Origin of the sequence: Pseudothauera nasutitermitis (genome assembly GCF_004801295.1) — a bacterium.
Lineage (GTDB): Bacteria > Pseudomonadota > Gammaproteobacteria > Burkholderiales > Rhodocyclaceae > Pseudothauera > Pseudothauera nasutitermitis.
Genome location: NZ_SSOC01000005.1, coordinates 97,881 through 118,385, shown reverse-complemented (window position 1 = coordinate 118,385; position 20,505 = coordinate 97,881). Strand labels below are relative to the sequence as shown.

General features: G+C 69.4%; 18 protein-coding genes. 6 read left to right on the top strand and 12 right to left on the bottom strand.

Annotated features, from left to right (window positions below; all coding sequences use genetic code 11):
* Window positions 1-6: 6 nt before the first annotated feature.
* From E6C76_RS13715 to E6C76_RS13705, 3 genes are all read right to left on the bottom strand, one after another.
* Window positions 7-1,596 carry an acyl-CoA ligase (AMP-forming), exosortase A system-associated gene (locus tag E6C76_RS13715; RefSeq protein ID WP_136349232.1) on the bottom strand — a complete coding sequence of 530 codons (1,590 nt, stop codon included), beginning with the start codon at window positions 1,594-1,596 and terminating at the stop codon, window positions 7-9.
* A gap of 98 nt (window positions 1,597-1,694) precedes the next feature.
* Complete coding sequence (locus E6C76_RS13710; protein WP_136348804.1) at window positions 1,695-2,858, bottom strand: hypothetical protein; 1,164 nt, start codon at window positions 2,856-2,858, stop codon at window positions 1,695-1,697.
* The gene (locus E6C76_RS13705) at window positions 2,819-3,559 is read right to left on the bottom strand and encodes a GNAT family N-acetyltransferase (protein WP_211090229.1); all 741 of its coding nucleotides are present in this window, start codon (window positions 3,557-3,559) and stop codon (window positions 2,819-2,821) included. The genes E6C76_RS13710 and E6C76_RS13705 overlap by 40 nt, the downstream gene beginning before the upstream one ends.
* A gap of 170 nt (window positions 3,560-3,729) precedes the next feature.
* On the opposite strand from E6C76_RS13705, the gene E6C76_RS13700 reads away from it, so the two are divergent.
* Genes E6C76_RS13700 through E6C76_RS13685 form a run of 4 tightly spaced genes read left to right on the top strand, consistent with a single transcriptional unit; the run spans window position 3,730 to window position 6,406 of the window.
* On the top strand, window positions 3,730-3,978 hold the full coding sequence (locus tag E6C76_RS13700) for an acyl carrier protein (RefSeq protein ID WP_211090228.1): 249 nt from the start codon (window positions 3,730-3,732) through the stop codon (window positions 3,976-3,978).
* 28 nt (window positions 3,979-4,006) lie between these two features.
* Window positions 4,007-4,831, top strand: coding sequence for a hydrolase 2, exosortase A system-associated (locus tag E6C76_RS13695; RefSeq protein WP_230976281.1), 825 nt, complete (start codon window positions 4,007-4,009; stop codon window positions 4,829-4,831).
* Window positions 4,828-5,823, top strand: a complete 996-nt coding sequence (locus E6C76_RS13690; RefSeq protein WP_136348802.1) for a hydrolase 1, exosortase A system-associated — start codon at window positions 4,828-4,830, stop codon at window positions 5,821-5,823. Before E6C76_RS13695 ends, E6C76_RS13690 begins: the two co-directional genes overlap by 4 nt.
* Window positions 5,744-6,406 carry a tetratricopeptide repeat protein gene (locus tag E6C76_RS13685; RefSeq protein ID WP_136348801.1) on the top strand — a complete coding sequence of 221 codons (663 nt, stop codon included), beginning with the start codon at window positions 5,744-5,746 and terminating at the stop codon, window positions 6,404-6,406. The genes E6C76_RS13690 and E6C76_RS13685 overlap by 80 nt, the downstream gene beginning before the upstream one ends.
* Here E6C76_RS13685 and E6C76_RS13680 read toward each other — a convergent pair.
* Genes E6C76_RS13680 through E6C76_RS13670 form a run of 3 tightly spaced genes read right to left on the bottom strand, consistent with a single transcriptional unit; the run spans window position 6,399 to window position 10,357 of the window.
* Window positions 6,399-8,558, bottom strand: coding sequence for a VanZ family protein (locus tag E6C76_RS13680; protein WP_136348800.1), 2,160 nt, complete (start codon window positions 8,556-8,558; stop codon window positions 6,399-6,401). The two genes, E6C76_RS13685 and E6C76_RS13680, sit on opposite strands and share 8 nt — an antisense overlap.
* Window positions 8,559-8,594: 36 nt before the next feature.
* Complete coding sequence (gene argB, locus E6C76_RS13675; protein WP_136348799.1) at window positions 8,595-9,497, bottom strand: acetylglutamate kinase; 903 nt, start codon at window positions 9,495-9,497, stop codon at window positions 8,595-8,597.
* A 29-nt stretch (window positions 9,498-9,526) separates the two neighbouring features.
* Window positions 9,527-10,357 (bottom strand): AraC family transcriptional regulator, encoded by an 831-nt coding sequence (locus E6C76_RS13670; protein ID WP_168734341.1) that lies wholly within the window; start codon window positions 10,355-10,357, stop codon window positions 9,527-9,529.
* A 179-nt stretch (window positions 10,358-10,536) separates the two neighbouring features.
* Here E6C76_RS13670 and E6C76_RS13665 point away from each other — a divergent pair, with 179 nt between their 5' ends.
* Window positions 10,537-10,917 carry a hypothetical protein gene (locus tag E6C76_RS13665; RefSeq protein WP_136348797.1) on the top strand — a complete coding sequence of 127 codons (381 nt, stop codon included), beginning with the start codon at window positions 10,537-10,539 and terminating at the stop codon, window positions 10,915-10,917.
* Window positions 10,918-10,953: 36 nt separating this feature from the next.
* Window positions 10,954-11,505 (top strand): glutathione peroxidase, encoded by a 552-nt coding sequence (locus tag E6C76_RS13660; RefSeq protein ID WP_136348796.1) that lies wholly within the window; start codon window positions 10,954-10,956, stop codon window positions 11,503-11,505.
* 52 nt (window positions 11,506-11,557) lie between these two features.
* On the opposite strand, the gene E6C76_RS13655 is transcribed toward E6C76_RS13660, so the two are convergent.
* The 6 genes from E6C76_RS13655 to E6C76_RS13630 all read right to left on the bottom strand — a co-directional run bounded on the left by E6C76_RS13655 (window position 11,558) and on the right by E6C76_RS13630 (window position 20,498).
* Window positions 11,558-11,974 (bottom strand): Hsp20/alpha crystallin family protein, encoded by a 417-nt coding sequence (locus E6C76_RS13655; protein ID WP_136348795.1) that lies wholly within the window; start codon window positions 11,972-11,974, stop codon window positions 11,558-11,560.
* Between the two features lie 122 nt (window positions 11,975-12,096).
* Window positions 12,097-12,495: a barstar family protein gene (locus tag E6C76_RS13650; protein ID WP_136348794.1), complete on the bottom strand. Its 399-nt coding sequence runs from the start codon at window positions 12,493-12,495 to the stop codon at window positions 12,097-12,099.
* Window positions 12,492-12,863: a ribonuclease domain-containing protein gene (locus E6C76_RS13645; RefSeq protein ID WP_136348793.1), complete on the bottom strand. Its 372-nt coding sequence runs from the start codon at window positions 12,861-12,863 to the stop codon at window positions 12,492-12,494. Before E6C76_RS13645 ends, E6C76_RS13650 begins: the two co-directional genes overlap by 4 nt.
* A 26-nt stretch (window positions 12,864-12,889) precedes the next feature.
* A complete protein-coding gene (locus E6C76_RS13640; RefSeq protein WP_136348792.1) occupies window positions 12,890-14,542 on the bottom strand; it encodes a response regulator in 1,653 nt (550 codons plus the stop codon).
* A 308-nt stretch (window positions 14,543-14,850) separates the two neighbouring features.
* Window positions 14,851-19,572 carry a cadherin-like beta sandwich domain-containing protein gene (locus E6C76_RS13635; protein ID WP_136348791.1) on the bottom strand — a complete coding sequence of 1,574 codons (4,722 nt, stop codon included), beginning with the start codon at window positions 19,570-19,572 and terminating at the stop codon, window positions 14,851-14,853.
* Window positions 19,573-19,775: 203 nt separating this feature from the next.
* Window positions 19,776-20,498: a LuxR family transcriptional regulator gene (locus tag E6C76_RS13630; protein ID WP_136348790.1), complete on the bottom strand. Its 723-nt coding sequence runs from the start codon at window positions 20,496-20,498 to the stop codon at window positions 19,776-19,778.
* Window positions 20,499-20,505: the final 7 nt, after the last annotated feature.

Sequence of the window (20,505 nt, the reverse complement as noted above, 5' to 3'; positions counted from 1 at the left end):
GTGGATTCAGGCCGGCAGTTCGGCACGCAGCGCGTTGCGGTCGATCTTGCCGTTGGGGTTGCGCGGCAGCGCGCCTGCGCGCACATGCACCTGCGCGGGCACCATGTAGGCGGGCATGCGCGCGCGGCATTCGGCGAGCAGCACGGCGGGGTCGAGCACACCGCCGGGCGGCGCGCTGGCCACCACGACGATGCTCTGCCCGAGGGTGTCGTGGGCCACGCCGAAGGCCGCGCATTCGCCCACCAGGCGGGTGGCGTAGAGGATTTCCTCCACCTCGGTGGGGCTGACGCGGTAGCCGGAGGTCTTGATCATCTCGTCGCGCCGGCCGATGAAGTACAGGTAGCCGTCCTCGTCGCGGCGCACGGTGTCGCCGGAGAACACGGCGATCTCCGGCAGCATCAGGCCGGGCTGGCGCCCCGGGGCCTGGGCGGGGAGCGGCTTGAAGCGTTCGGCGGTCTTTTCCGCATCGTTCCAGTAGCCCATCGCCACCAGCGCGCCGCGCTGCACCAGTTCGCCGGGTTCGTTGGGCGCGCATTCGCTGCCGTCCTCGCGCAGCACCAGCACCTCGGCGTTGGGGATGGCCCTGCCGATGGAGTCGGGGCGGCAGTCCACTTCCCCGGGCGGCAGGTAGGTGGCGCGGAAGGCTTCGGTGAGGCCGTACATCAGGTAGGGGCGCGCGCGCGGCAGGCGCTCGCGCAGCCGGGTCAGGGTGTCCAGCGGCATGCGCCCGCCGGTGTTGGCGAAGTAGCGCAGGTGTTCGCCGGCGCCCGCCGGCCAGTCCAACTGGGCGAGCTGGATCCACAGCGGCGGCACGGCGGTGAGGCCGGTGACGCGCTCGCGTTCGACGGCCTTGAGCACGTCGCGCGGCAGCAGGTAGTTGAGCAGCACCACGCGCGCGCCGGCATGGAAGGCGGTGGTGAGCTGCGAGAAGCCGGCGTCGAAGGACAGCGGCAGGGCGGCGAGCAGGGTGTCGTCCGCGCGGTTTTCCAGATACTGCGCGACGCTCTGGGCGCCGGCCACCATGTTGCGGTGGGAGAGCACCACGCCCTTGGGGCGCCCGGTGCTGCCGGAGGTATACAGGATGGCGGCGAGATCGCCGTCGATGACGCGGTGGCCGTTGGCCGGCAGGGGCGCGTCGAGCAGGGCGTCCCAGCGGTGCATGGCGATACCGGGCGGCAGCGGCGGCAGTTCGCCGCCGCCGACCAGCACGACGTGGCGCAGGTCGTGGCAGTGCGCCAGTTCGGCGCGCAGCCCGTGCAGGCGCTCCGCGCTGGTGACCAGCACGCGCACGTTGCAGTCGCGCAGGATGTAGGCCACCTGCTCGGCCTTGAGCACCGGGTTCACCGGCACGAAGGCGCCGCCGGCGGCGCTGGCGCCGAAGCTGGCGATGACCGTCTCGAAGCGCTTGTCGAGGAAGACCGCGACGCGCTCGCCGCGCTCCAGGCCGAGGGCGCGCAGCCCGTCGGCGAAGGCGCGCAGCGCGCCGGCCAGTTCGCCGTAGTTGAGCGTGCCGCCCGGCTGGGTGAGCGCGGGGGCGTCGGGCGCGCGCCGCGCGGCGGACAGGATCAGGTCGTGCAGCAGGTGGGTGGCGTTCATCGGCATGGGGTGTCCGGGTTCGACGCGGTGAGAGGGGCGAGTCTAGCGAACAGACGGGCGGATTCGTGCGGAAAATGTCCGCTGGGGCGCGGGCCGGCTCAATTCGCCAGCAGCTTGCGCAGCTTTCGGCCGGCCCGTTGCGGCAGGGCGCCCAGGGCAAGGGCGGCGGAGGCCAGGAAGGGCATGGGGTCGCGCAGGTCGAGATACACGCCGCGCGCGCCCTGGCGCAGCGCCTGCGGGGCGTGCCGGGCCAGCCACGGCAGGGCGGCGGGAAAGCGTTCGCCGTTGATCCATACGCGGGAACCGCTCTGCGTAGCGGGCGGGATGGGCTGCCCGAGTGTGCAACGGTATTCGATCAGCGCGAGGTTGACGCCGTTGGCGCTGCACAGGCTGGACCAGAAGTCGGTACGGCCGACGGTGGGCTCGATGACCCATGGCGAACCGTCCGGCGCGTGTTTGACTTCCAGCGAGACGGGGCCGGAGAGGGCCAGTCCGTCGAAGAAGCGCCGGGTGAGTTCGTGGATGGCGTCGTCGGGCTCGGAGAGCGCGATGGTGGTGTGGCCCAGCGGGCGGGAGTGCAGCTTGCGGCCTTCGAAGCGGGCGACGATGCGGCCGTGGTCGAGGTAGAGGGCGCCGAAGCGCACCCGTTCGTCGCCGCCGGGGATGTAGGTCTGCAGCAAGAGCGGCAGGCATTCCCGCAGTTGAGTGCTGGCTGCGGCGAGTTCGTCGGCAGAGGCGGCGACCAGGGTCTTGAGCGCGGAGAGCGGCTGGACGGGCTTGGCGATCACCGGAAAGCCCAGTTCGCCGGCCGCGTTCGCCAAAGCGTCCAGCCCGGTGACGAGGCGGGATGCCGGGTAGGCGAGCCCGGTCGCCAGGCAGCGCGCCTCGATGGCGTCCTTGTTCAGCAGCGGCAGCAGCCGTTCGGCGCTCGCCGCCCAGGACAAGCGGTAACGGCGGGCGACCCGCGCGGCGGCCTCGCCCACCGTGCGGACCATGCGGTCGTTGGTCAGGATCAATACCGGGCGGATGCCGGCGGGCAAGGTGTCGGCCAGGTCGTCCAGGCTGTCGAGCAGGGCGGGGCCGTTGATGTCGGGGATCAGCCGGAAGTCGCCATACCGGCTGCGCATGCCCGGCAGGCCGGCGTTCGCTTCCAGGCCGATGACCGGGACGCCGGCCCTGGCCAGGTCGCGGACCAGACCCAGGCCGTGCGCGCACAGGCCGATTACGACGGCGGGTGTTGGAGTCTGGTGGGGTGGAACCATCCGCTGGAGTACTCCTCGTGATCGGGGGGGCGCAGGTCCAGGCGGGGGCGGGACCGATCGGACAGGGAGAGATGCACGTGGGGGAACGGCAACGCGCGCGCGACGGTGAGCTGCGCGCTTCCCATACAGAGGAAGCTGACGCTGCCGAGCCGCCGGGCACCGAGGCGGGCGTGGGACTTCAGCGAATCGGCGTTGAAGGCGGAGATGCGCGAGAAGGACCAGTCGATGCCCTGAGCCGCCAGATGCGCGTTGGCCCGTTCCCACAGGCGGAAGAAGCTGCGGCCGATACGGAATTCGGGGGCTACGTAGACATCGTAGTCCCACGCGCTGCGCTCCGGCGCGAGCAGCCGGTAGCGGCAGCGCACTTCATCTTCGTCGTACTGCGCGCGCGCAAGCCACAGGAAACCGGCGAATTCGCCGCCAACCCGGGTGCACAGGCATTCGTGCCCGCGCCGGAAACGCGCCGCGATGACTTCCCCCGCCCTGGGGAAACCCGCCACGGCGGGAGAATCCGGGTGGCAGAAGGCCGTCTCGCTGAACGGGCTGCCGGCCGCCTTGAACGGCAGGGCGTGGCGGGTGGGCTGGGCGATCAGGTGGTAGCGGACGATCCGCGCCCGCCCCCCGGACAGGCGTTCGAGCAGGCGGGAGGCCATCAGCAGCAGGCCGTCCACCCAGCCGAGAAGCCGGATGTTCTGGCGCATCCGTTGCCGCAGGGAGGGGGAGGGAGAGGGTCCGGTCATCGGCAGGCGGGTATCGATAAGGCAATAGTACCGGGGTGGGAGCCGGTGTCCGATTTATAATAGCGGCCAGCATTCCGGGCGAAAGTACAATCCGTCACGGCATGTCGTTGAACTTCACCCGGAGCCGTGAATTGGATATCAGACAGGAAGTGTTGGCCGTCATCGACGAAGTGCTGAGTCTGGGCGGCCGAGCAGCAGGTTTCGATGCGGACACTCCCTTGCTCGGCGCGTTGCCGGAACTCGATTCGATGGCCGTGGTGGGCGTGCTGAACCTGCTCGAGGAACGCTTCGATTTCATCGTCGAGGATGACGAAATCGATGGTTCCACCTTCGCCACGGTAGGCACCCTGGTGGCCTTCGTCGAGGGCAAGCTGGGCTGAGGTGTGCCAGCCCCATAGGCCGGATATCGTGGAGATCGCGCGCGAAGCCTTTTTCCTCGATTCCCCCCGCGGCCGGCGTTTCTGCATTGCCAGCCGGCCGCCCGGTCAAGCGCTGGGCACCATTCTCTACGCTCCCCCGTTCGCCGAGGAAATGAACAAGTCGCGGCGCATGGCCGCGCTGGCCGCGCGTGCCTTCGCCGCGCGGGGCTGGCTGGTGTTGCAGCCCGACCTGATGGGCTGCGGCGACAGCGAGGGCGAACTGGCGGAAGCCCGCTGGCAGGACTGGCTCGACGATCTCCAACTGGCCTGGGACTGGCTGTGCGCGCGCGCCGGCGGCATACGCGTGGTCTGGTCCCTGCGCGCGGGCAGCCTGCTGGCGGCGGACTGGCTGCGCGCCTCGGCGGAAGCCCCGGCCCTGCTGCTGTGGCAGCCCGTGTCCGGCGGCCGGCAGCATCTCACCCAGTTCCTGCGCCTGCGGGGAGCCGCGGACATGCTGGCGGAAGCCGACGCGCAGGCATCGATGAAGGCGGTGCGCGCCGGGCTGGAACGCGGCGAGTGCGTGGAGATCGCCGGCTATACCTTGTCTCCCCTGTTGGCGCGCGGCATGGAAACCAGCGCCTTCGAACTGCCGGCTGGGTACATCAGCCCCGTCGTGCTGCTGGAAATGGGCGCCGAAGGGCGTACCGAACTCAGCCCGGCCCTGCTCGCCCTGCGCGGCAGGCTGGAAGCGGCCGGCGTGGCCGTGCAGGGCCATGTCGTGCCGGGCGCGGCATTCTGGCAGACGCAGGAGATCGAGGCGCCGCCGGCCTTGGTGGACCATTCCCTCGACGCGCTGAACGGGTTGCGGGCATGAGCGTGCGGGAGTCCGCCTTTTTCTTCGAATGCCGGGGCGAATCCCTGCTCGGCCTCGTCAGCACGCCCGCCGACGAGGCTGCCGGGGCCGCTGGGCTGGGCGTGCTGATCGTCGTGGGCGGCCCGCAGTACCGCGTGGGCAGCCATCGCCAGTTCGCCCTGCTGGCCCGCCATCTGGCCGGGGAGGGCATCCCCTGCATGCGCTTCGACTACCGTGGCATGGGCGATTCGAGCGGCGCGGCGTGCGGTTTCGAGGAGATCGACGACGATCTCCGCGCGGCGCTGGATACCTTCCACGAACGGGTGCCGGGATTGCGCGGCGTGGTGTTGTGGGGGCTGTGCGACGGGGCGAGCGCGGCGGCGTTCTACGCGCCGACGGATCGCCGCGTGGCCGGCCTGGTGCTGCTCAACCCCTGGGTGCGCACCGAGGCGGGCGAGGCCAGGACCTACCTGTGGCACTACTACCTGCGCCGTCTGTTCTCCGTGGCCTTCTGGAAGAAGCTGGCGGGCGGCGGCGTGGCGCTGGGGCGCGCGCTGGGCGAGATCCGCCAGCGTCTCGCCCAGCTGCGCGGGTCCGCGCCGGCCACGCAGGGAGAGGCGCGCGCCGTCGCCCAGGCCGCGCTGCCCTTGCCGGAAAGAATGCTCGCGGCCCTGTGGACGGGGGGGCTTCCCCGCCTGCTGATCCTCAGCGGGCGCGACTACGTCGCGCAGGAGTTCGAGCAGGTACTGGCCGGCGCGGCCTGGGGAACGCTGCATCCGCCCTCCGCCATCCATCGCCTGCCGGAGGCCGACCACACCTTTTCCAGTGCGCCCTGGCGTGATGAAGTTGCACGGCAAACCGCCTGCTGGTTGCGTACCCTTTCCGCCCAGTTGCCCGACTCTCAGGGATCAGCAGGGGAAAAACATGACGTGCATGCCGGATACGCTCCGCCGGATTCTCCCGGCGCTGCTGCTCGCCCTGTCGGGCGGGGCGATGGCCCAGCAACTGGGTGAGCCGATCTGCGGCAATCCGTTCCAGAACCACTACGGTCCCTACGATTACCGCATGACCAGCGCGGAGCAGCGCGCGATCGTGGAGCGCGTGCATTTCACGCCGACCGTGGAAAACCTGCTCGGCGGCAACACCTCGATGGGGCCCGGGGGCGATCTGAGCTATACGCTGGACGTCTATCCCAACCATCACCGCGCACTGATGGCGATGATGAAGCTGGCGCTGCGCGAAAAGCGCGCGCGGCCGAGCGAGTCCTCGCGCACCATCGAATGCTGGTTCGACCGCGGCGAGCGTTACGCGGCGGACGACCCCATGGTCAAGATCATCCACGGCCTGTACCTGATCGGCACCCGCCAGCCCGCCCAGGCACGCACCAAGCTGGATGAGGCGCGCGCCCTGGCGCCTGCCGACGCCAACGCGCTGTACAACCTGGGTCTGGCCTATTTCGACCTGAAGGAATACGAGCGCGCCCTGGAAAGCGCCCACGGCGCCTACGCGCGCGGCTTTCCGCTGCCCGGCCTGCGCGACAAGCTCCAGCGTGCCGGGCAATGGCGCCCGGCCGTGGAGACCACCGGGGTCAATTAGGCGGGGAACGGCGCGCCAGCGCCGCACCGGCGGCCAGCAAGGCTGTGCCGGCCAGGTACAGCGCCAGCCAGCGTATCAGCAGGGCACTGTCGCCGGGCAGCGCCTGGCGGTCGGCGCCGAGCAGGAACTGTGCGCCGGAATACACCAGCCCGTACTTGTGCACTTCCGTCGCTAGCCCCTGATTGAGCAGCCACCACGACAGCGGCAGCGCGGCCAGCGTGCACAGCACGGCCGGCCAGGGGCGCCGGCGCGCGCCGGCGAGCAGCGCGACATGCACGCACAACAGGGCCAGCAGCAGGTACAGATACACGCCGCCGCGCAGCCCGAGGGCGTCGACCGGGGCGATCAGCTCGTTGAGATTGTCGGTGGACGACCAGTCGAAGGCGACCTTCCTGGCCAGCCACAGCAGGGGCAGCAGCGGCACTGCGAGCAGGGCCAGGCGGCGCGGTGGCAGGCGCAGGTCGAAGGCTGCCAGGGCCAGCGCCAGCAGCGCGGCGGGAGGAAAGTACAGGGCAAGGAAGCGCGCCGCGCGCTCGATGGGAGCGACCCGCTCCGCGCTCAGGGTTTCGCGGAACAGCGTCGCCCACCACGGCCCCCAGACCTCCCGTTCGGTGACCCACCAGTAGCGGTTGTTGCTGCCGGCGATGTCGTCCAGGCTTTCGGCGGTGACGCTGCCGGCGAGCATCAGCAGGGTGGCCAGCCCGGCCGCGCACAGCAGGACGGGCAGGAGCAGCGCCCCGGCGCGCCAGCGCGTGGCCTGGTCGAGCGCCAGGCGCGGGCCGGCGCCCAGCCAGGGCAGCACCAGGGCGAACAGCGCGATGGCGGCCGGGTGGCCGTTGCCGAGGAAGAGCTCGCGCACGTTGTACGGCGTGCCGGGCTGACGGATCAGCCAGACCAGGGCGGCGCTGGCGGCCAGCCAGGCCAGCGCGGCCCACAGCAGCGCCCGCCTGCGCTCGACCCGGGCCGCCGGCGGCTGGTCGGAGGGTACCCGCGGGCGCAGCAGCGGCGCCGGCAGATCGGCGCGCGGTGGCGGGCTGTCGCGCAGCAGGTGGATGGTGGGCAGGGCGACCAGCAGCACGATCAGGGCCGGGGTCAGGTCCGCGCTGCGTCCGGGCAGCCAGAGCTGGACGATTTCCAGCCCGAGCACCCAGGCGACCAGGAAGGCGCCCACGCCGGCCAGGCGCGCGCCCATGGCATGCGCCAGCCACAGCAGCGCGGCGCAGACCCAGGCGGTGTCGAGCAGTTCGCGCAGGTTGGCGAGCATGTTGCCGTGCAGATGGCCGGCGAAAGGCAGCCAATTGAAGGCGCCCGGCGGGCCGCCCAGGCGGTAGGGCGCGAGGCCGTTCAGGGTGAGCCCGGCGAGCAGCACGGCGAAGGCGGCCGGCGCCAGTCTGCGCGGGTCGCGCAAGAGCGCCACGGCCACCCAGCCGGCGGTCAGCGCGGCGGCCTCGTGCCAGTGCGGGGCGCCGCCGGCAATGGACAGGCGGGCCAGCAGCACCGCCGGCAGGAGCAGCGCCAGCGCCGTGGCCACGCGATACGCGGGCAGCGCCGCGTGGGCCAGGTGGCCGAGGGCGAGCACGCTGCCGAAGGCAACGGCGAGCACGCCGGGCGCGAGCGGCCGTGGCGCGAAGAAGGCACGCAGGTGCTCGCGCAGCAGGGACAGATCCAGGCTGGGGACGAAGGGCAGGGCCTGGGCGGCGACCCACAGGGCGACCAGCGCCCACGGCAGCAGTGCGGCGGCCCGCGTGCCCTGCCATGCCATGCCCACGCGCGGGGCAAGGAGAAACTGGCCGAGCAGCAGGCCCACGCCGTTCCACAGCACGTCGGAGAGCGCCGCGTCGCGGCTGGGCAGGGTGAGCTGCAGGATCTGCAGGATGGCCGCCAGCACCAGTCCGGCCAGCACGCTGGCGGCGAGCGCGGCGGCGCGCGGCGGGCGGGGCCAGCCGGTGGCCAGCCCCCAGGGCAGGAACAGCAGGATGTTGCCGAGCACGTCGCCCCGGTTGGACCACAGCGCGGCGTCGTCGAGCATGCCGCGCAGCGCATCGAGCGGCTGCGCGGGCAGGACGAAGTCGAACGGATACAGCGAGCCGTAGGCGATCAGCACCGCCAGCAGCGTGTGCCAGCGGTTCAGCGGAGCGGACGCGGCGGCCATCGGAGAGCGCGCGGTCCGGGGGAGCGGTCCGGCGGCCTACTTGCTCTTGATCATCGTGCCGACACCGTGGTCGGTGAGGATTTCCAGCAGCAGGCAGTGCTCCACGCGGCCGTCGATGATGTGCACCGACTTCACGCCGTTGCGCGCTGCATCCAGCGCCGAGCCGATCTTGGGCAGCATGCCGCCGGACAGGGTGCCGTCCTCCACCAGTTCGTCGATCTGGCGCGGGGTGAGCCCGGTGAGCAGGTTGCCGGCCTTGTCGAGCACGCCCGGGGTGTTGGTGAGCAGCACCAGCTTTTCCGCCTTGAGGATCTCGGCCAGCTTGCCGGCCACCACGTCGGCGTTGATGTTGTAGGTTTCGCCGTGCTCGCCCACGCCGATGGGGGCGATCACCGGGATGAAGTCGCCCTGGTCGAGGAAGGCGATCAGGCTGGGGTCGATGCCGGTGATCTCGCCCACCTGGCCGACGTCCACCACGTCGCCCGCGGGGGCGTCCTTCTTCTGCATCAGCAGCTTCTTGGCGCGGATGAAGCCGGCGTCCTTGCCGGTGAGGCCCACGGCCTTGCCGCCGTGCTGGTTGATCAGGTTGACGATTTCCTTGTTCACCTGGCCGCCGAGCACCATTTCGACCACTTCCATGGTCTCCGCGTCGGTCACCCGCATGCCCTGGATGAATTCGCCCTTCTTGCCCACGCGGGCCAGCAGGTTCTCGATCTGCGGGCCGCCGCCGTGCACCACCACCGGGTTCAGGCCGACCAGCTTGAGCAGCACCACGTCGCGCGCGAAGCAGTCCTTCAGGTGCGGGTCGGTCATCGCGTTGCCGCCGTACTTGATGACGATGGTCTTGTCGAAGAAGCGTTTGATGTAGGGCAGCGCCTCGGCGAGGATGGCGGCCTGGCGGGCGGGGGTGACGTCGCTGCTCTGGGGCGTGTGTGTCATGGCGGGCGATCCTTGGGAAAGGAGGAATTCTAACCGGGGCGCCGGAGGTTGGTGCCGGCGTTTACCATGCGGCGGAATGCGGCCGGGGTCATGCCGTAGCTGGCCTTGAACTGGCGGTGGAAGTGGCTGAGGTTGGCAAAGCCGCTCTCCAGCGCCACGGCGGTGACCGAGCGGGTGCTGGCCGCCAGGATGCGCGCCGCCTTTTCCACCCGCCGCGCATTGCAGTAATCGATCAGGCTTCTGCCCGTGTGGCGGCGGAACTCCCGCGTCAGCACGCTGCGCGACAGGCCGAACTGCCGCGCGGTGCGGTCGAGGTCGATGGTGTCGTCCAGGCGGGGTTCGAGCCACTCGCGGATATTGCGGATCGTCTCCCGGTAACGGTCGGGCTTTGGATTGCCGCACATGACGTGCCGCTGCCCATGCAGTGCCAGCAGCAGGCTGACGGCCCCCCAGGCGACCTGCAGTCCGGGAACGTCGGTCTGGCCGACGTCGTCCGGAACGTGCGCCAGCAGGGCGTGCGCATCGCCCGTGCCGTCCTGGTTTCCACCCCCGGCGGCCTGATCGTGATCGGCGAAGGTCGCGCCTGCTGTCCGGATGCTGGACAGGAAAGCCGCCTGCGTGAGGGACAGGAAGGTGCCGATGTCGGCCGCCTCCAGGCAGATCAGCTTGAGCCGGGCGGATTCGCCCGGCGCGAAGGCGAAGCGGTGTTCGACCTGGGGCGCGATGCAGATGCTGCGCCCGCTGCGGAACCCGATTTGCTGCCCGTCGCGTTGCCCGTGGAATTCCAGCCGTCCGCCGTCGCTCAGGCAAAAGATCCATTCGAAGACGTCATGGCGGTGCCAGCCGCTGGAAGCGTTCAAATGGAGCTTGGCACTCCATAGCATTTTTTGGCCGATCGTATATGAACTCTGGCGAATTCTACAAGATCGCGTATTTCATGGGAAATATAGTGTGTTCCTGATTTTTCATGTCGCCGATCGGATAGGTTTCCGGTCTGGCAGAGTGGGTGGAAACCCGTTGCCGTGGAGACGCACGATCCATGTACCTTGCCTTCAAGCACATTCACCTCGCCACCGCAGTCCTTTCACTGCTGCTGGCCTTCGTCTGGACCCTGGCCGCCTGGCGAGCCGCGTCCGCACCGGGTGGGCAGCCCGGCAAGGTGCGGGTGTTTTACATCCTGGACCAGGCCGCTGCCGGCCTTGCGGGGCTGAGCGGCCTGCTGGTGACGCTGGTCGGCCCGTGGAAACTGATGCTGTTCCCCTATATCGGCCTGGTGGCCTTCATCGGCCATGGGCTGGCGGCCGGCGCTGCCTGGCGCACGCTCATGTCCGGGCGGAAGGCGGTGCCGAAGACCGCCCTGATCCTGCAGAACCTGGCCTTGCTGCTGGCGGCGTATGTGATGGCGGCCAAGCCCATCTGACGGATTCCGCAGTGCGGTTGTTCATCGGAGTTTTCCATGGAAAAGAACATTCATGCCATTCCAGTGCGCCGGATCGATGGAACCGATTCCACGCTGGAAACCTACAGAGGTTCGGTTCTGCTCATCGTCAACGTAGCCTCCCGGTGCGGGCTGACGTCCCAGTACGCGGGGCTGGTGCAATTGCACGAACGCTACCGGGAGCGGGGTTTCGCGGTGCTGGGTTTTCCCGCGAATGATTTTGCCGGGCAGGAACCGGGCAGCGACAGCGAAATCCAGGCATTCTGCACGGCTACGTATGGGGTCGAATTTCCGCTCTACAGCAAGCTGGTGGTCACTGGGCCGGATAAGCATCCGCTCTACGCCTGGCTGACACAGGCATTGCCGGAAGCGGAAGGGCGGGCCGCCATGGAGGCGGGGCTGAAAGAGCACGGCATCGATCCGCAGCCCAGCCCGGAGGTGCTGTGGAATTTCGAGAAATTCCTGATCGGGCGGGACGGGCGGGTACTGCGCCGCTTTGCGCCGGATACCTTGCCGGACGACAGCAAACTGGTGGGGGCCGTCGAGGCCGCGCTGCTGGAAGGCCGATGAGGGAAAAAGGCCCGCTGGGGAAGCCGGCGGGCCTGTCGACGGACGGGGACGCTTACCGGATGCTCAGGCGCTTGGCCTGCGCGGCCTGCTTCTTGGGCAGGTCGAGTTCCAGCACGCCATCCTGGAAGCGTGCGCTGGCGCGTTCCTCGTCGATTTCCTGACCGAGCTGGAAGCTGCGCGAAACCTTGCCGAAGTAGCGTTCGGTGCGCAGCACGCGTTCGCCTTCTTTCACTTCCTTTTCCTGCTTGCGCTCGGCGCTGATCGACACCACCGCGCCGTCGATGCTGACGTGGATGTCTTCCTTGCCCACGCCCGGCAGTTCGGCGTGTACCTGGTAGCCGTCGTTGTGCTCACGCACGTCCACACGCATCTGCGGAGCCTCGGCCGGCGTGTTGCCGAATTCGACCGGGCGGACGAAGAAGCCGCGCAGAATATCTTCGAACGGATCGCGGCTGATGATGTTGGCCATGATGCATTCTCCTTGGTCGGTGAATGGGCGGTGCTGTCCGCCCGTGCAACCAAGATGGGTGTGCCCGGATGGATTTCAAGCACCCGGACGCGCGTCCCGCCCGGCGGCGGGGCGGTGCTTGCTCAGTGCCCGGATGGCACGGTGAACACCGCCAGCACACGGCCCTCGCCGGCCAGTGCATCGGCCGCCTCGGCGCAGATCTCCAGCAGCGTGGCGTAGTCGTCCGGCGCCGCGCCGCGCAGGGTTTCGGCATGTTCGAGCAGCACCACCACCTGCGCCGCGTCTACCCAGGACAGGTCGCCCAGGCAGTCGGCCAGCGCATCCCAGTTGCGCCCGAACCAGCCGGGAAAATCCAGCGCCGCGGCCAGTGCGTCGAGCAGGCCGGCCTTGTCCGCGACGGCGGACAGATCGACACGCGCCACGCGGGCGCCGATCGCCTGCGCGGCTTCCAGCAGTGCCGCCACGTCGGACACGGGGGGCGCATGCACGCCCGGCAGAAAGGACAGGGGAGTGGCGGTCATGGCGTGGGCGCGGTGTCGATGCGGCGGAAGCTGCGGTAGTGGTCGGCGGTGTAGTAATACACCTCGGGCGGGCGGCCGCCAGTGACGATGCGCCGCGCGCCGCGATCGCGCGCGCCCGGCGTGGGCACGGTGTATTCGCGGTAGTAGCCGCGCGGGCGTTCGGGCAGCAGGCCTTCGCGATTCTGGAAGACGGTGCCGTCCTTGCGGTAGGGGAAGGGCCCGCCGGCGTCGATCAGCGCCAGGGTGGCGAGCGCCTCGGGCGGCAGGGCCGTGGCCTGGAGGCCGGCGTCGCCGCCGGCCGGTGCGCAGCCGCCGAGCCATACGGCGGCCGGCAGCAGCAGGGTGAGCAGGATGCGCCGGGCGGACATGGGCTGCGGACGCTGCCGGGCTGGGTTCAGACGGCGATGCCGCGGCGCCGGCCTTCACCGCGCGGGGCAATGGAGAACTTCTTGAACAGGCTGTGCAGCAGGCCGGAAATGGCCGCCAGCCGGGGGCTGGCCGGATCGAAGCGGCGCGCGCGGGAGATCAGCGTGCTGGCCTGCGTGGCGAAACGCTCGTTCCAGCCACGGTGTTCGATATGGCGCAGCAAGGCCAGCGCGGCGTTGAACAGCACATGCGGGTTGCCGGGCATGCGCCGCGCGGCGCTCATCATCTCGCTCACCGCGCCGTCGTAGTCGCCGGCCTTGGCCTTGGCCGCGCCGCGCGCGATCAGGCCGCGCACTTCCTCGCGGGTGCGTTCCTCCAGCTCCTCGGCCAGCATCTCGCGGCCGCGCATGCGCAGTGCGCCGCGGGTGATCTCCAGCGTGCGTTCGTCGGCGGCGTTGCGCAGGATGTCGAGCACCAGTTCGCTGCCTTCGGTTTCCAGATCGTTGTCGAAGCAGGCCTTGAGCAATTCCTGCTTGAGGGTGGCGGACAGCAGCCCGCCATCCGCGCTGGCGGCCAGCGCGCTGGTGCGCAGCGCCTCGCGGGCCTGTTCGTCCTCGCCGTCGGCGGCGTAGTACAGGCCGCGCGCCAGCGCGGCGCAGGTCGATGCCTTGGGGTGGCCGCCCATGCTGTTGTCGAGATCGCGGATGGTGGCGCGCGCGGCTTCGTCGCGTCCCTGGGCAAGCTGGACCTGCAGCAGGCGGACGTGATCCTCCGGTTCGCGGAAGCCGGAGACCTTGCCCTTGCGCACCACTTCGGCGAGCACGCGTTCGGCGCGTTCGTGTTCGCCGAGCTGGAAGGACACCTCGCCGAGATGGCGCAGGCGGGAGACGCGGTGCGGCGAGCGCGCGCTGGCGGCCAGCAAGGCGTCGCGCGCCAGCTCGAGGCGGCCGTCTTCCTCGCGGCAGCGCGCCAGCAGGTCGTAGGCGTCGATGTAGTGCTCGCGTTCGGCCACCAGCGTGGCGATCATCTCCTCCGCCTCGCCGTGCTGCTTGCGCAGGAACAGGATGCGTGCGAGGCCGAGCTGCGCCCAGGGCAGATCCTTTTCGCCGAGCGCGCGGCGGTAGGTCTTCTGGGCATCGTCGGTGTGGCCGGTGGCGAGCAGCAGTTCAGCCTGCAGGCGCAGCAGGTCGGTGAGGTAGCGCGGCTGGTCGGCCTCGGCCTGGCGCAGCAGTTCCACCGCGCCCAGCGGGTCGCCGATCTCGACGCGGAGGTAGGCGGGCAGGAATATCTCGCGCTTGTCGAGTGCGCGCTGCAGGCGCTCGCGCAGGGCATGCGCGGCAAGCGGCTTGAGCACGTAGTCGTTGGGCGCCAGTTCGGCGGTGCCCACCACGCGCTCGTAGTTGCGCTCGGTGGTGACCATGATGAACAGCGTGGACAGCGGGATGATTTCCTGGCTGCGCAGGTCTTCGAGCAGATGCTGGCCGTCCTGGCCGTCGCCGAGGTTGAATTCGCACAGCACGATGTCGAAACGCGCGCCGCGCAGCTTGCGCACCGCGTTGGCGGCGCTGACCGCGAACTGCACGCCGTTGACGCCGAAGCTGCCCAGCATGGCGCGCAGCTGGGTACGCATGCCGGGATTGGCGTCGATGACGAGCACGGAGACGGTGGCGAGTTCGGCCATGGTGGAAAGCGCGGTGCGGCGAATGGAGGGTGATGCCTGGTCTTATCGGCAGCGCGGCAAGGCGCTTGAGTGGCCGGGGCGAACGGTTGCAGGCCCGCCCATCTTGCCACATCCGTGCCGGAGGCGCCTTCCGCCCGGGTTTTCCCTGCCCGGCCATTGCCGTCTCTTGCCGGCCTTGCCCCAACCGCCGCTATTTCAGTTATCCATTGCGCTGCGCGCCACCCGCGGCCGATGAAACGGGAGCGTCACGCCCTCCCCTCGTAGGAGAGGGGCTCGGGTACTTGGCGAACGTCATGCAGTTGCACTGCTCAGAATATGGCCCCGATGCCCACCTTGGCGCCCGCCGACCGCCGGCCCTTGCCTTCGAAGTTGAAAAGCAGGCCTGCATCGAGGGTCCAGGCGCGCGGCGACTGGTAGTTGATGGCGGCCGAAACCGAACCGAAGGCGCCCGAGCCATCGAGACCGCTGAAGCCGCCGGTCAGGCCGAGCTTCGGCGTCAGTGTCGCGCCGCTGTCCAGCCTGAACCGCCGGGCAAGCTCGGCCCCGAGGCTCACGCGCGACTGCTCCGTGGCGAATCCGCCGACGTCAACGACGTCGCCCCGGGCGTTGGCCACGGCATAGTCATCGACGCGCTCTTTCAGATACACCGCGCGCAGCCGTGGCGTCAGCGTCATCTCCCCTTCCAGTTGCCACTGCCCGCTGATCGACGTATCAAACAGCCAGCGCCGCGTGTCGAAGGAGCCATCCCAGAACAGCGTATCAATCTTGTTCGACGACCCGCCATACAGCAGGCTGGTGTTCCAGAATACGCCCGACCCGAGCTCGAACGAGGCATACGGGCCGGCCAGCCAGCCATTGCCGGTCAGTTCCACGTCCTCCTTCGTCGGATCGGTCGTCCGGTCGTAGTGGAACGACAGGCCGGCCAGCGCCTTGTCGGTGAGCAGATAGTCGGCACCGGCGGAGAGCATGCCGAAACGGCCCCAACGACTGCCGTCTCGCCTGCGGTTGTGGACCATCAGCGAGCCGTCGATCCACACGTTGAACGGCGCGGCATGCGCGCCGTCCTTGCGCGCCGCCTCCGCCTGCGCGAGGCCGGTGGCGAAGCCCAGCGTCAGGCCATCCGCCGCTGGCGACAGGCGCACGCTCACCGGTTCCGTGGATGCCTGCATCCGGCGACGCTCCAGCAGACCGGGCACCTTGATCGTCGAGGCGATCAGGTTCTGGCGCGTCTGCACGAAGCCGCGCACCAGCGTATCGATCTCGGACGCAACCGCATCCGCATCATGGCCCAGCGTATAGGTCACGGCACCCGTGTTGGAAACCCCCAGTGCGCTGGTCAGCCGGAAGCGCACCACCGCCTGCCCAGCATAGGCCGGGTTCGGCGCGAACTTCAGGTACCAGCCGGGCACCGATGCCTGTGCCGCCAGGGCACTGACGATCTCCGCCGTCCCCGCGTTGGCCGGCGCAACGGACACGATCTCCGCTGCGGTGAACGGCCCGCCCGTCGCCCCCTCCGCCAGGTCCACCTCGGCGGGCACCGCACCGGCGGGAACCTCCACCTGTTTGTCGGTCACGGTCACCTCGCGCGCGGCCACCTTCAGCGTCACCGCCACCGAGGCCGTGGCACCGTTGGCATCCTGCGCCTGGATCGTGAAGCTGTAGTCGCCCGCCGCGTCGGCCTCCAGCGGGCCGGCCAACTCGCCCGTCGATGCGTTCAGGCTGATGCCTTGCGGCAGCGTGCCGCCAGCCAGGTTGTAGGTGTAGGGCTCGGCCCCCCCGCTGGCGGTGATCGACGCGGAATAGTCCTCGCCGGCCATCCCCTCCGGCAGCACTCCACCGGAAAACGTCAGCACCACCGGGCTCACGACCACCGTCAGGGTATAGCTCGCCGAGCCGGTATTGGCCGGCGTTGCGCTGTCCGCCGCCGTCACGGTGAAACTGAATGAACCCGCCGCCGTCGGCGTGCCCGACAGCGTGCCGTCCGGTGCAAGTGTCAGCCCCGCAGGCAGGTTGCCCGTCGCCGTGAAGGTGTGGGCGCCGATGCCGCCCGAGGCCGTGAGGGTCTGTGAATAGGCGGATCCCGTCGTGCCGCCCGGAAGCGCGCCGGATGCCGGGGAAAGCGCCAGCGTCACCGGCGCGGCGCGGTTGACGGTCACCGTGTAGGTCTGGGTGGTCGTGCCGTCCTGGGCGGTGACCACCACGGTGACCGGGTTGGCGCCGACGTTGAGGCTGATCGCGCCGGAGGGGGAGCCGGAGGCGACCGGCGTGCCGTTCACCGTCACGGTGGCATTGGCGTCGGTGACGGTCGGCGTCAGCGTGGTGGAGGCGGTCGCGGTCGGCACGTTCACCGTATAGCTGGTGGTACCCGGGGCGAAGGCCGGGTCAAGGGCCCCGGCACTCACCGCGAGGCTGGACAGCGTCGCCTCGGTCGAGGCCGGCGCGGCGCGGTTGATGGTCACCGTATAGGTCTGGGTGGTCGTGCCGTCCTGGGCAGTGACTACTACCGTGATCGGGTTGGTCCCGACGTTGAGGCTGATCGCGCCGGAGGGGGAGCCGGAGGCGACCGGGGTGCCGTTCACCGTGACGGTGGCGTTGCTGTCCGTCACCGTCGGCGTCAGCGTGGTGGAGGCGGTGGCATTCGGCACGTTCACCGTATAGCTGGTGGTGCTGGAGGCGAAGGTCGGATCGAGGGTGCCGGCGCTGGCCGCGAGGCTGGACAGCGTCGCCTCGGTCGAGGCCGGCGCGGCGCGATGGATGGTCACTGTATAGGTCTGGGTGGTCGTGCTGTCCTGGGCGGTGACTACTACCGTGATCGGGTTGGCGCCGACGTTGAGGCTGATCGCGCCGGACGGGGAGCCGGAGGTCACCGGCGTGCCGTTCACCGTGACGGTGGCGTTGGCGTCCGTCACCGTCGGCGTCAGCGTGGTGGAGGCGGTGGCATTCGGCACGTTCACCGTATAGCTGGTGGTGCCCGGGGCGAAGGCCGGATCGAGGGCCCCGGCACTCACCGCGAGGCTGGACAGCGTCGCCTCGGTCGAGGCCGGCGCGGCGCGATGGATGGTCACTGTATAGGTCTGGGTGGTCGTGCTGTCCTGGGCGGTGACTACTACCGTGACCGGGTTGGCGCCGACGCTGAGGCTGATCGCGCCGGAGGGGGAACCGGAAGCGACCGGCGTGCCGTTCACCGTGACGGTGGCATTGGTGTCGGTGACCGTCGGCGTCAGCGTGGTGGAGGCGGTGGCATTCGGCACGTTCACCGTATAGCTGGTGGTGCTGGAGGCGAAGGTCGGATCGAGGGTGCCGGCGCTGGCCGCGAGGCTGGACAGCGTCGCCTCGGTCGAGGCCGGCGCGGCGCGATGGATGGTCACTGTATAGGTCTGGGTGGTCGTGCTGTCCTGGGCGGTGACTACTACCGTGATCGGGTTGGCGCCGACGTTGAGGCTGATCGCGCCGGACGGGGAGCCGGAGGTCACCGGCGTGCCGTTCACCGTGACGGTGGCGTTGGCGTCCGTCACCGTCGGCGTCAGCGTGGTGGAGGCGGTGGCATTCGGCACGTTCACCGTATAGCTGGTGGTACCCGGGGCGAAGGCCGGGTCAAGGGCCCCGGCACTCACCGCGAGGCTGGACAGCGTCGCCTCGGTCGAGGCCGGCGCGGCGCGATGGATGGTCACCGTGTAGGTCTGGGTCGTCGTGCTGTCCTGAGCAGTGACTACTACCGTGATCGGGTTGGCGCCGACGTTGAGGCTGATCGCGCCGGACGGGGAACCGGAGGCGACCGGGGTGCCGTTCACCGTCACGGTGGCGTTGGCGTCGGTGACCGTCGGCGTCAGCGTGGTGGAGGCGGTCGCGTTCGGCACGTTCACCGTATAGCTGGTGGTGCCGGAGGCGAAGGCCGGATCAAGGGTGCCGGCGCTCGCCGCTAGATTCGAGAGCGTCGCCTCGGTCGAGGCCGGCGCGGCGCGGTTGACGGTCACCGTGTAGGTCTGGGTGGTCGTGCCGTCCTGAGCAGTGACTACTACCGTGATCGGGTTGGCGCCGACGCTGAGGCTGATCGCGCCGGAGGGGGAGCCGGAGGCGACCGGCGTGCCGTTCACCGTGACGGTGGCATTGGCGTCGGTGACCGTCGGCGTCACCGTGGTGGAGGTGGTCGCGTTCGGCACGTTCACCGTGTAGCTGGTGGTGCCGGAGGCGAAGGCCGGGTCGAGGGCCCCGGCGCTGGCCGCGAGGCTGGACAGCGTTGCATCGGTCGAGGGGGCGGCGTAAGTATAGCCGTTCGGCAGCGTCGCCGTCCCGCCGGGTGTCGTCACCGCGACATTGACCGCGCCCGCCGCATGGGCCGGGGTCGCCACCGTGATCGTGGTGGCGTTGGTGACGACGAGGCCCGTGCCGGCGGTGCCGCCGAAGGTCACACCCGTCGCGCCGGTGAAATTGGCGCCGGTGATGGTGACGGAGGTGCCGCCCGCCGTGGGGCCGGACGTGGGCGAAAGCGAGGTTACGGTGGGGGCCGGCGTCGCCGACACGCAGTACACCGAAACCGCGAACTCCCCCGAGCTGATGGCATCGATTTCAAGACCCAGCGACGTCAGTTGGGCGCCGGAAACGACCGTCGAAGCACTCCCTGCCGCATAACCTCCGGGGATGAGATGAACGTATGTGTCGTAGTTGCCATCCATCAAGGTGAAATAGCTCATTGCCGACGACGGGGCGCCGGTTACCGTGAAGGCGATCTGATCGCTGGCAAGAAAAGAGCTCGCGGGATGGCTGCTGGCGTTGTATGGGTTTCCACTGCCATTGAAGTTCGTCCACGCCGCCTCGACCGCCGTGCATCCGGCAGATTGGGCATGGGCCGGATTGGCCCCGGCGAACATGCAGGCCGTGACGAAAAACAGCAGGAGCAGGCGCCCGCAGATGGCATCCGCCAGGCGCGGCCGTTCGGATTGCCGCAACCATGGGATGAACGAAGCGAGACATGGATGCACGAATTGAATGACGTTCGGGTGCCGGGCGGCAGCGCTCGCGGAGGTCTGCATGACGGGACGATTCCTCGGTCGAAGGTCCGGAAGAATTGCGCCCCGGCCATGGGGGAGATCGCCACGCCATCACGACGAACGCAGCGAGTCGCGCCGTCGGCGGCAGCCCCACTCGCCATGCCCCGGGTGCGCAAACTGCCGACGATTGTCGTCAGCCCCCGGGGGAGGCGTCTAGCTGTCAAAACTCGCAGGTTGCCGCGGTTTCAGGGGGCTACGATGCCCAGGATGACGCTTTTTGCCACCATCTGGCTGCGGTTGTCCGCGCGCAGCTTGGTCCGTGCATTGTTCAGGTGGAAGAACACGGTGCGGGTCGAAATCCGCAGTTTCGCGGCGATTTCTCCATCGCGCAGGCCGTTCGCGGCATGAACCAGGCATTGCCGCTCGCGCGCCGTCAGTGCGACGGGCTGCGAGGCATGTTTCTGGATGCTCCTGAAGGATTCCAGGAAATAGCTGGCCAGCATGTGCATTTCCGGCAGATGCGCGGCGGCACGGGCCGATGCGCCGGGCCTGGAATCGCCGCGGGCGATGCCGAAGCCGAAGTTCCCGAGCGCGTGGCAGGGCAGGGGGCTGAAGCCGCCGGAAACGACGCCGAAGGAGCTCGCCTCTTCCAGCATTTCCTGCGCATCCGGGCCGACGAAGGATTCCCTGGCCCAGGGAACCGGATGCACGTGATGCTGCATGTGCGCAAAGCACGGGTCGACCAGGTGATAGTTGTTGCTCCGGTAGCGCTCGATCCAGGCCGCGGGATAGGTGCCGTAATGAACCGCCTGCGGTTCGCCATGGCCCGTATGGATATGGCCGCCGAACATGAAGTGGTCGAAATCGAGGAACTTGACCAGCTTCTGCGTTCTGGCAAGCAGTTCGTCCATGTCCGGGGAGGCCAGTACTTCCAGATAGTCGCGGTACTTCGCCAAATAGGCCGTCATCGCCGAA

Bases quoted from the DNA above. Each gene is read 5' to 3' on its own strand.
- E6C76_RS13715 (WP_136349232.1), bottom strand. From the start codon at position 1,596: ATGAACGCCACCCACCTGCTGCACGACCTGATCCTGTCCGCCGCGCGG.
- E6C76_RS13710 (WP_136348804.1), bottom strand. From the start codon at position 2,858: ATGGTTCCACCCCACCAGACTCCAACACCCGCCGTCGTAATCGGCCTG.
- E6C76_RS13705 (WP_211090229.1), bottom strand. From the start codon at position 3,559: ATGCGCCAGAACATCCGGCTTCTCGGCTGGGTGGACGGCCTGCTGCTG.
- E6C76_RS13690 (WP_136348802.1), top strand. From the start codon at position 4,828: ATGAGCGTGCGGGAGTCCGCCTTTTTCTTCGAATGCCGGGGCGAATCC.
- E6C76_RS13685 (WP_136348801.1), top strand. From the start codon at position 5,744: ATGCCGGATACGCTCCGCCGGATTCTCCCGGCGCTGCTGCTCGCCCTG.
- E6C76_RS13680 (WP_136348800.1), bottom strand. From the start codon at position 8,558: ATGGCCGCCGCGTCCGCTCCGCTGAACCGCTGGCACACGCTGCTGGCG.
- argB (WP_136348799.1), bottom strand. From the start codon at position 9,497: ATGACACACACGCCCCAGAGCAGCGACGTCACCCCCGCCCGCCAGGCC.
- E6C76_RS13665 (WP_136348797.1), top strand. From the start codon at position 10,537: ATGTACCTTGCCTTCAAGCACATTCACCTCGCCACCGCAGTCCTTTCA.
- E6C76_RS13660 (WP_136348796.1), top strand. From the start codon at position 10,954: ATGGAAAAGAACATTCATGCCATTCCAGTGCGCCGGATCGATGGAACC.
- E6C76_RS13655 (WP_136348795.1), bottom strand. From the start codon at position 11,974: ATGGCCAACATCATCAGCCGCGATCCGTTCGAAGATATTCTGCGCGGC.
- E6C76_RS13650 (WP_136348794.1), bottom strand. From the start codon at position 12,495: ATGACCGCCACTCCCCTGTCCTTTCTGCCGGGCGTGCATGCGCCCCCC.
- E6C76_RS13645 (WP_136348793.1), bottom strand. From the start codon at position 12,863: ATGTCCGCCCGGCGCATCCTGCTCACCCTGCTGCTGCCGGCCGCCGTA.
- E6C76_RS13640 (WP_136348792.1), bottom strand. From the start codon at position 14,542: ATGGCCGAACTCGCCACCGTCTCCGTGCTCGTCATCGACGCCAATCCC.
- E6C76_RS13635 (WP_136348791.1), bottom strand. From the start codon at position 19,572: ATGCAGACCTCCGCGAGCGCTGCCGCCCGGCACCCGAACGTCATTCAA.
- E6C76_RS13630 (WP_136348790.1), bottom strand. From the start codon at position 20,498: ATGACGGCCTATTTGGCGAAGTACCGCGACTATCTGGAAGTACTGGCC.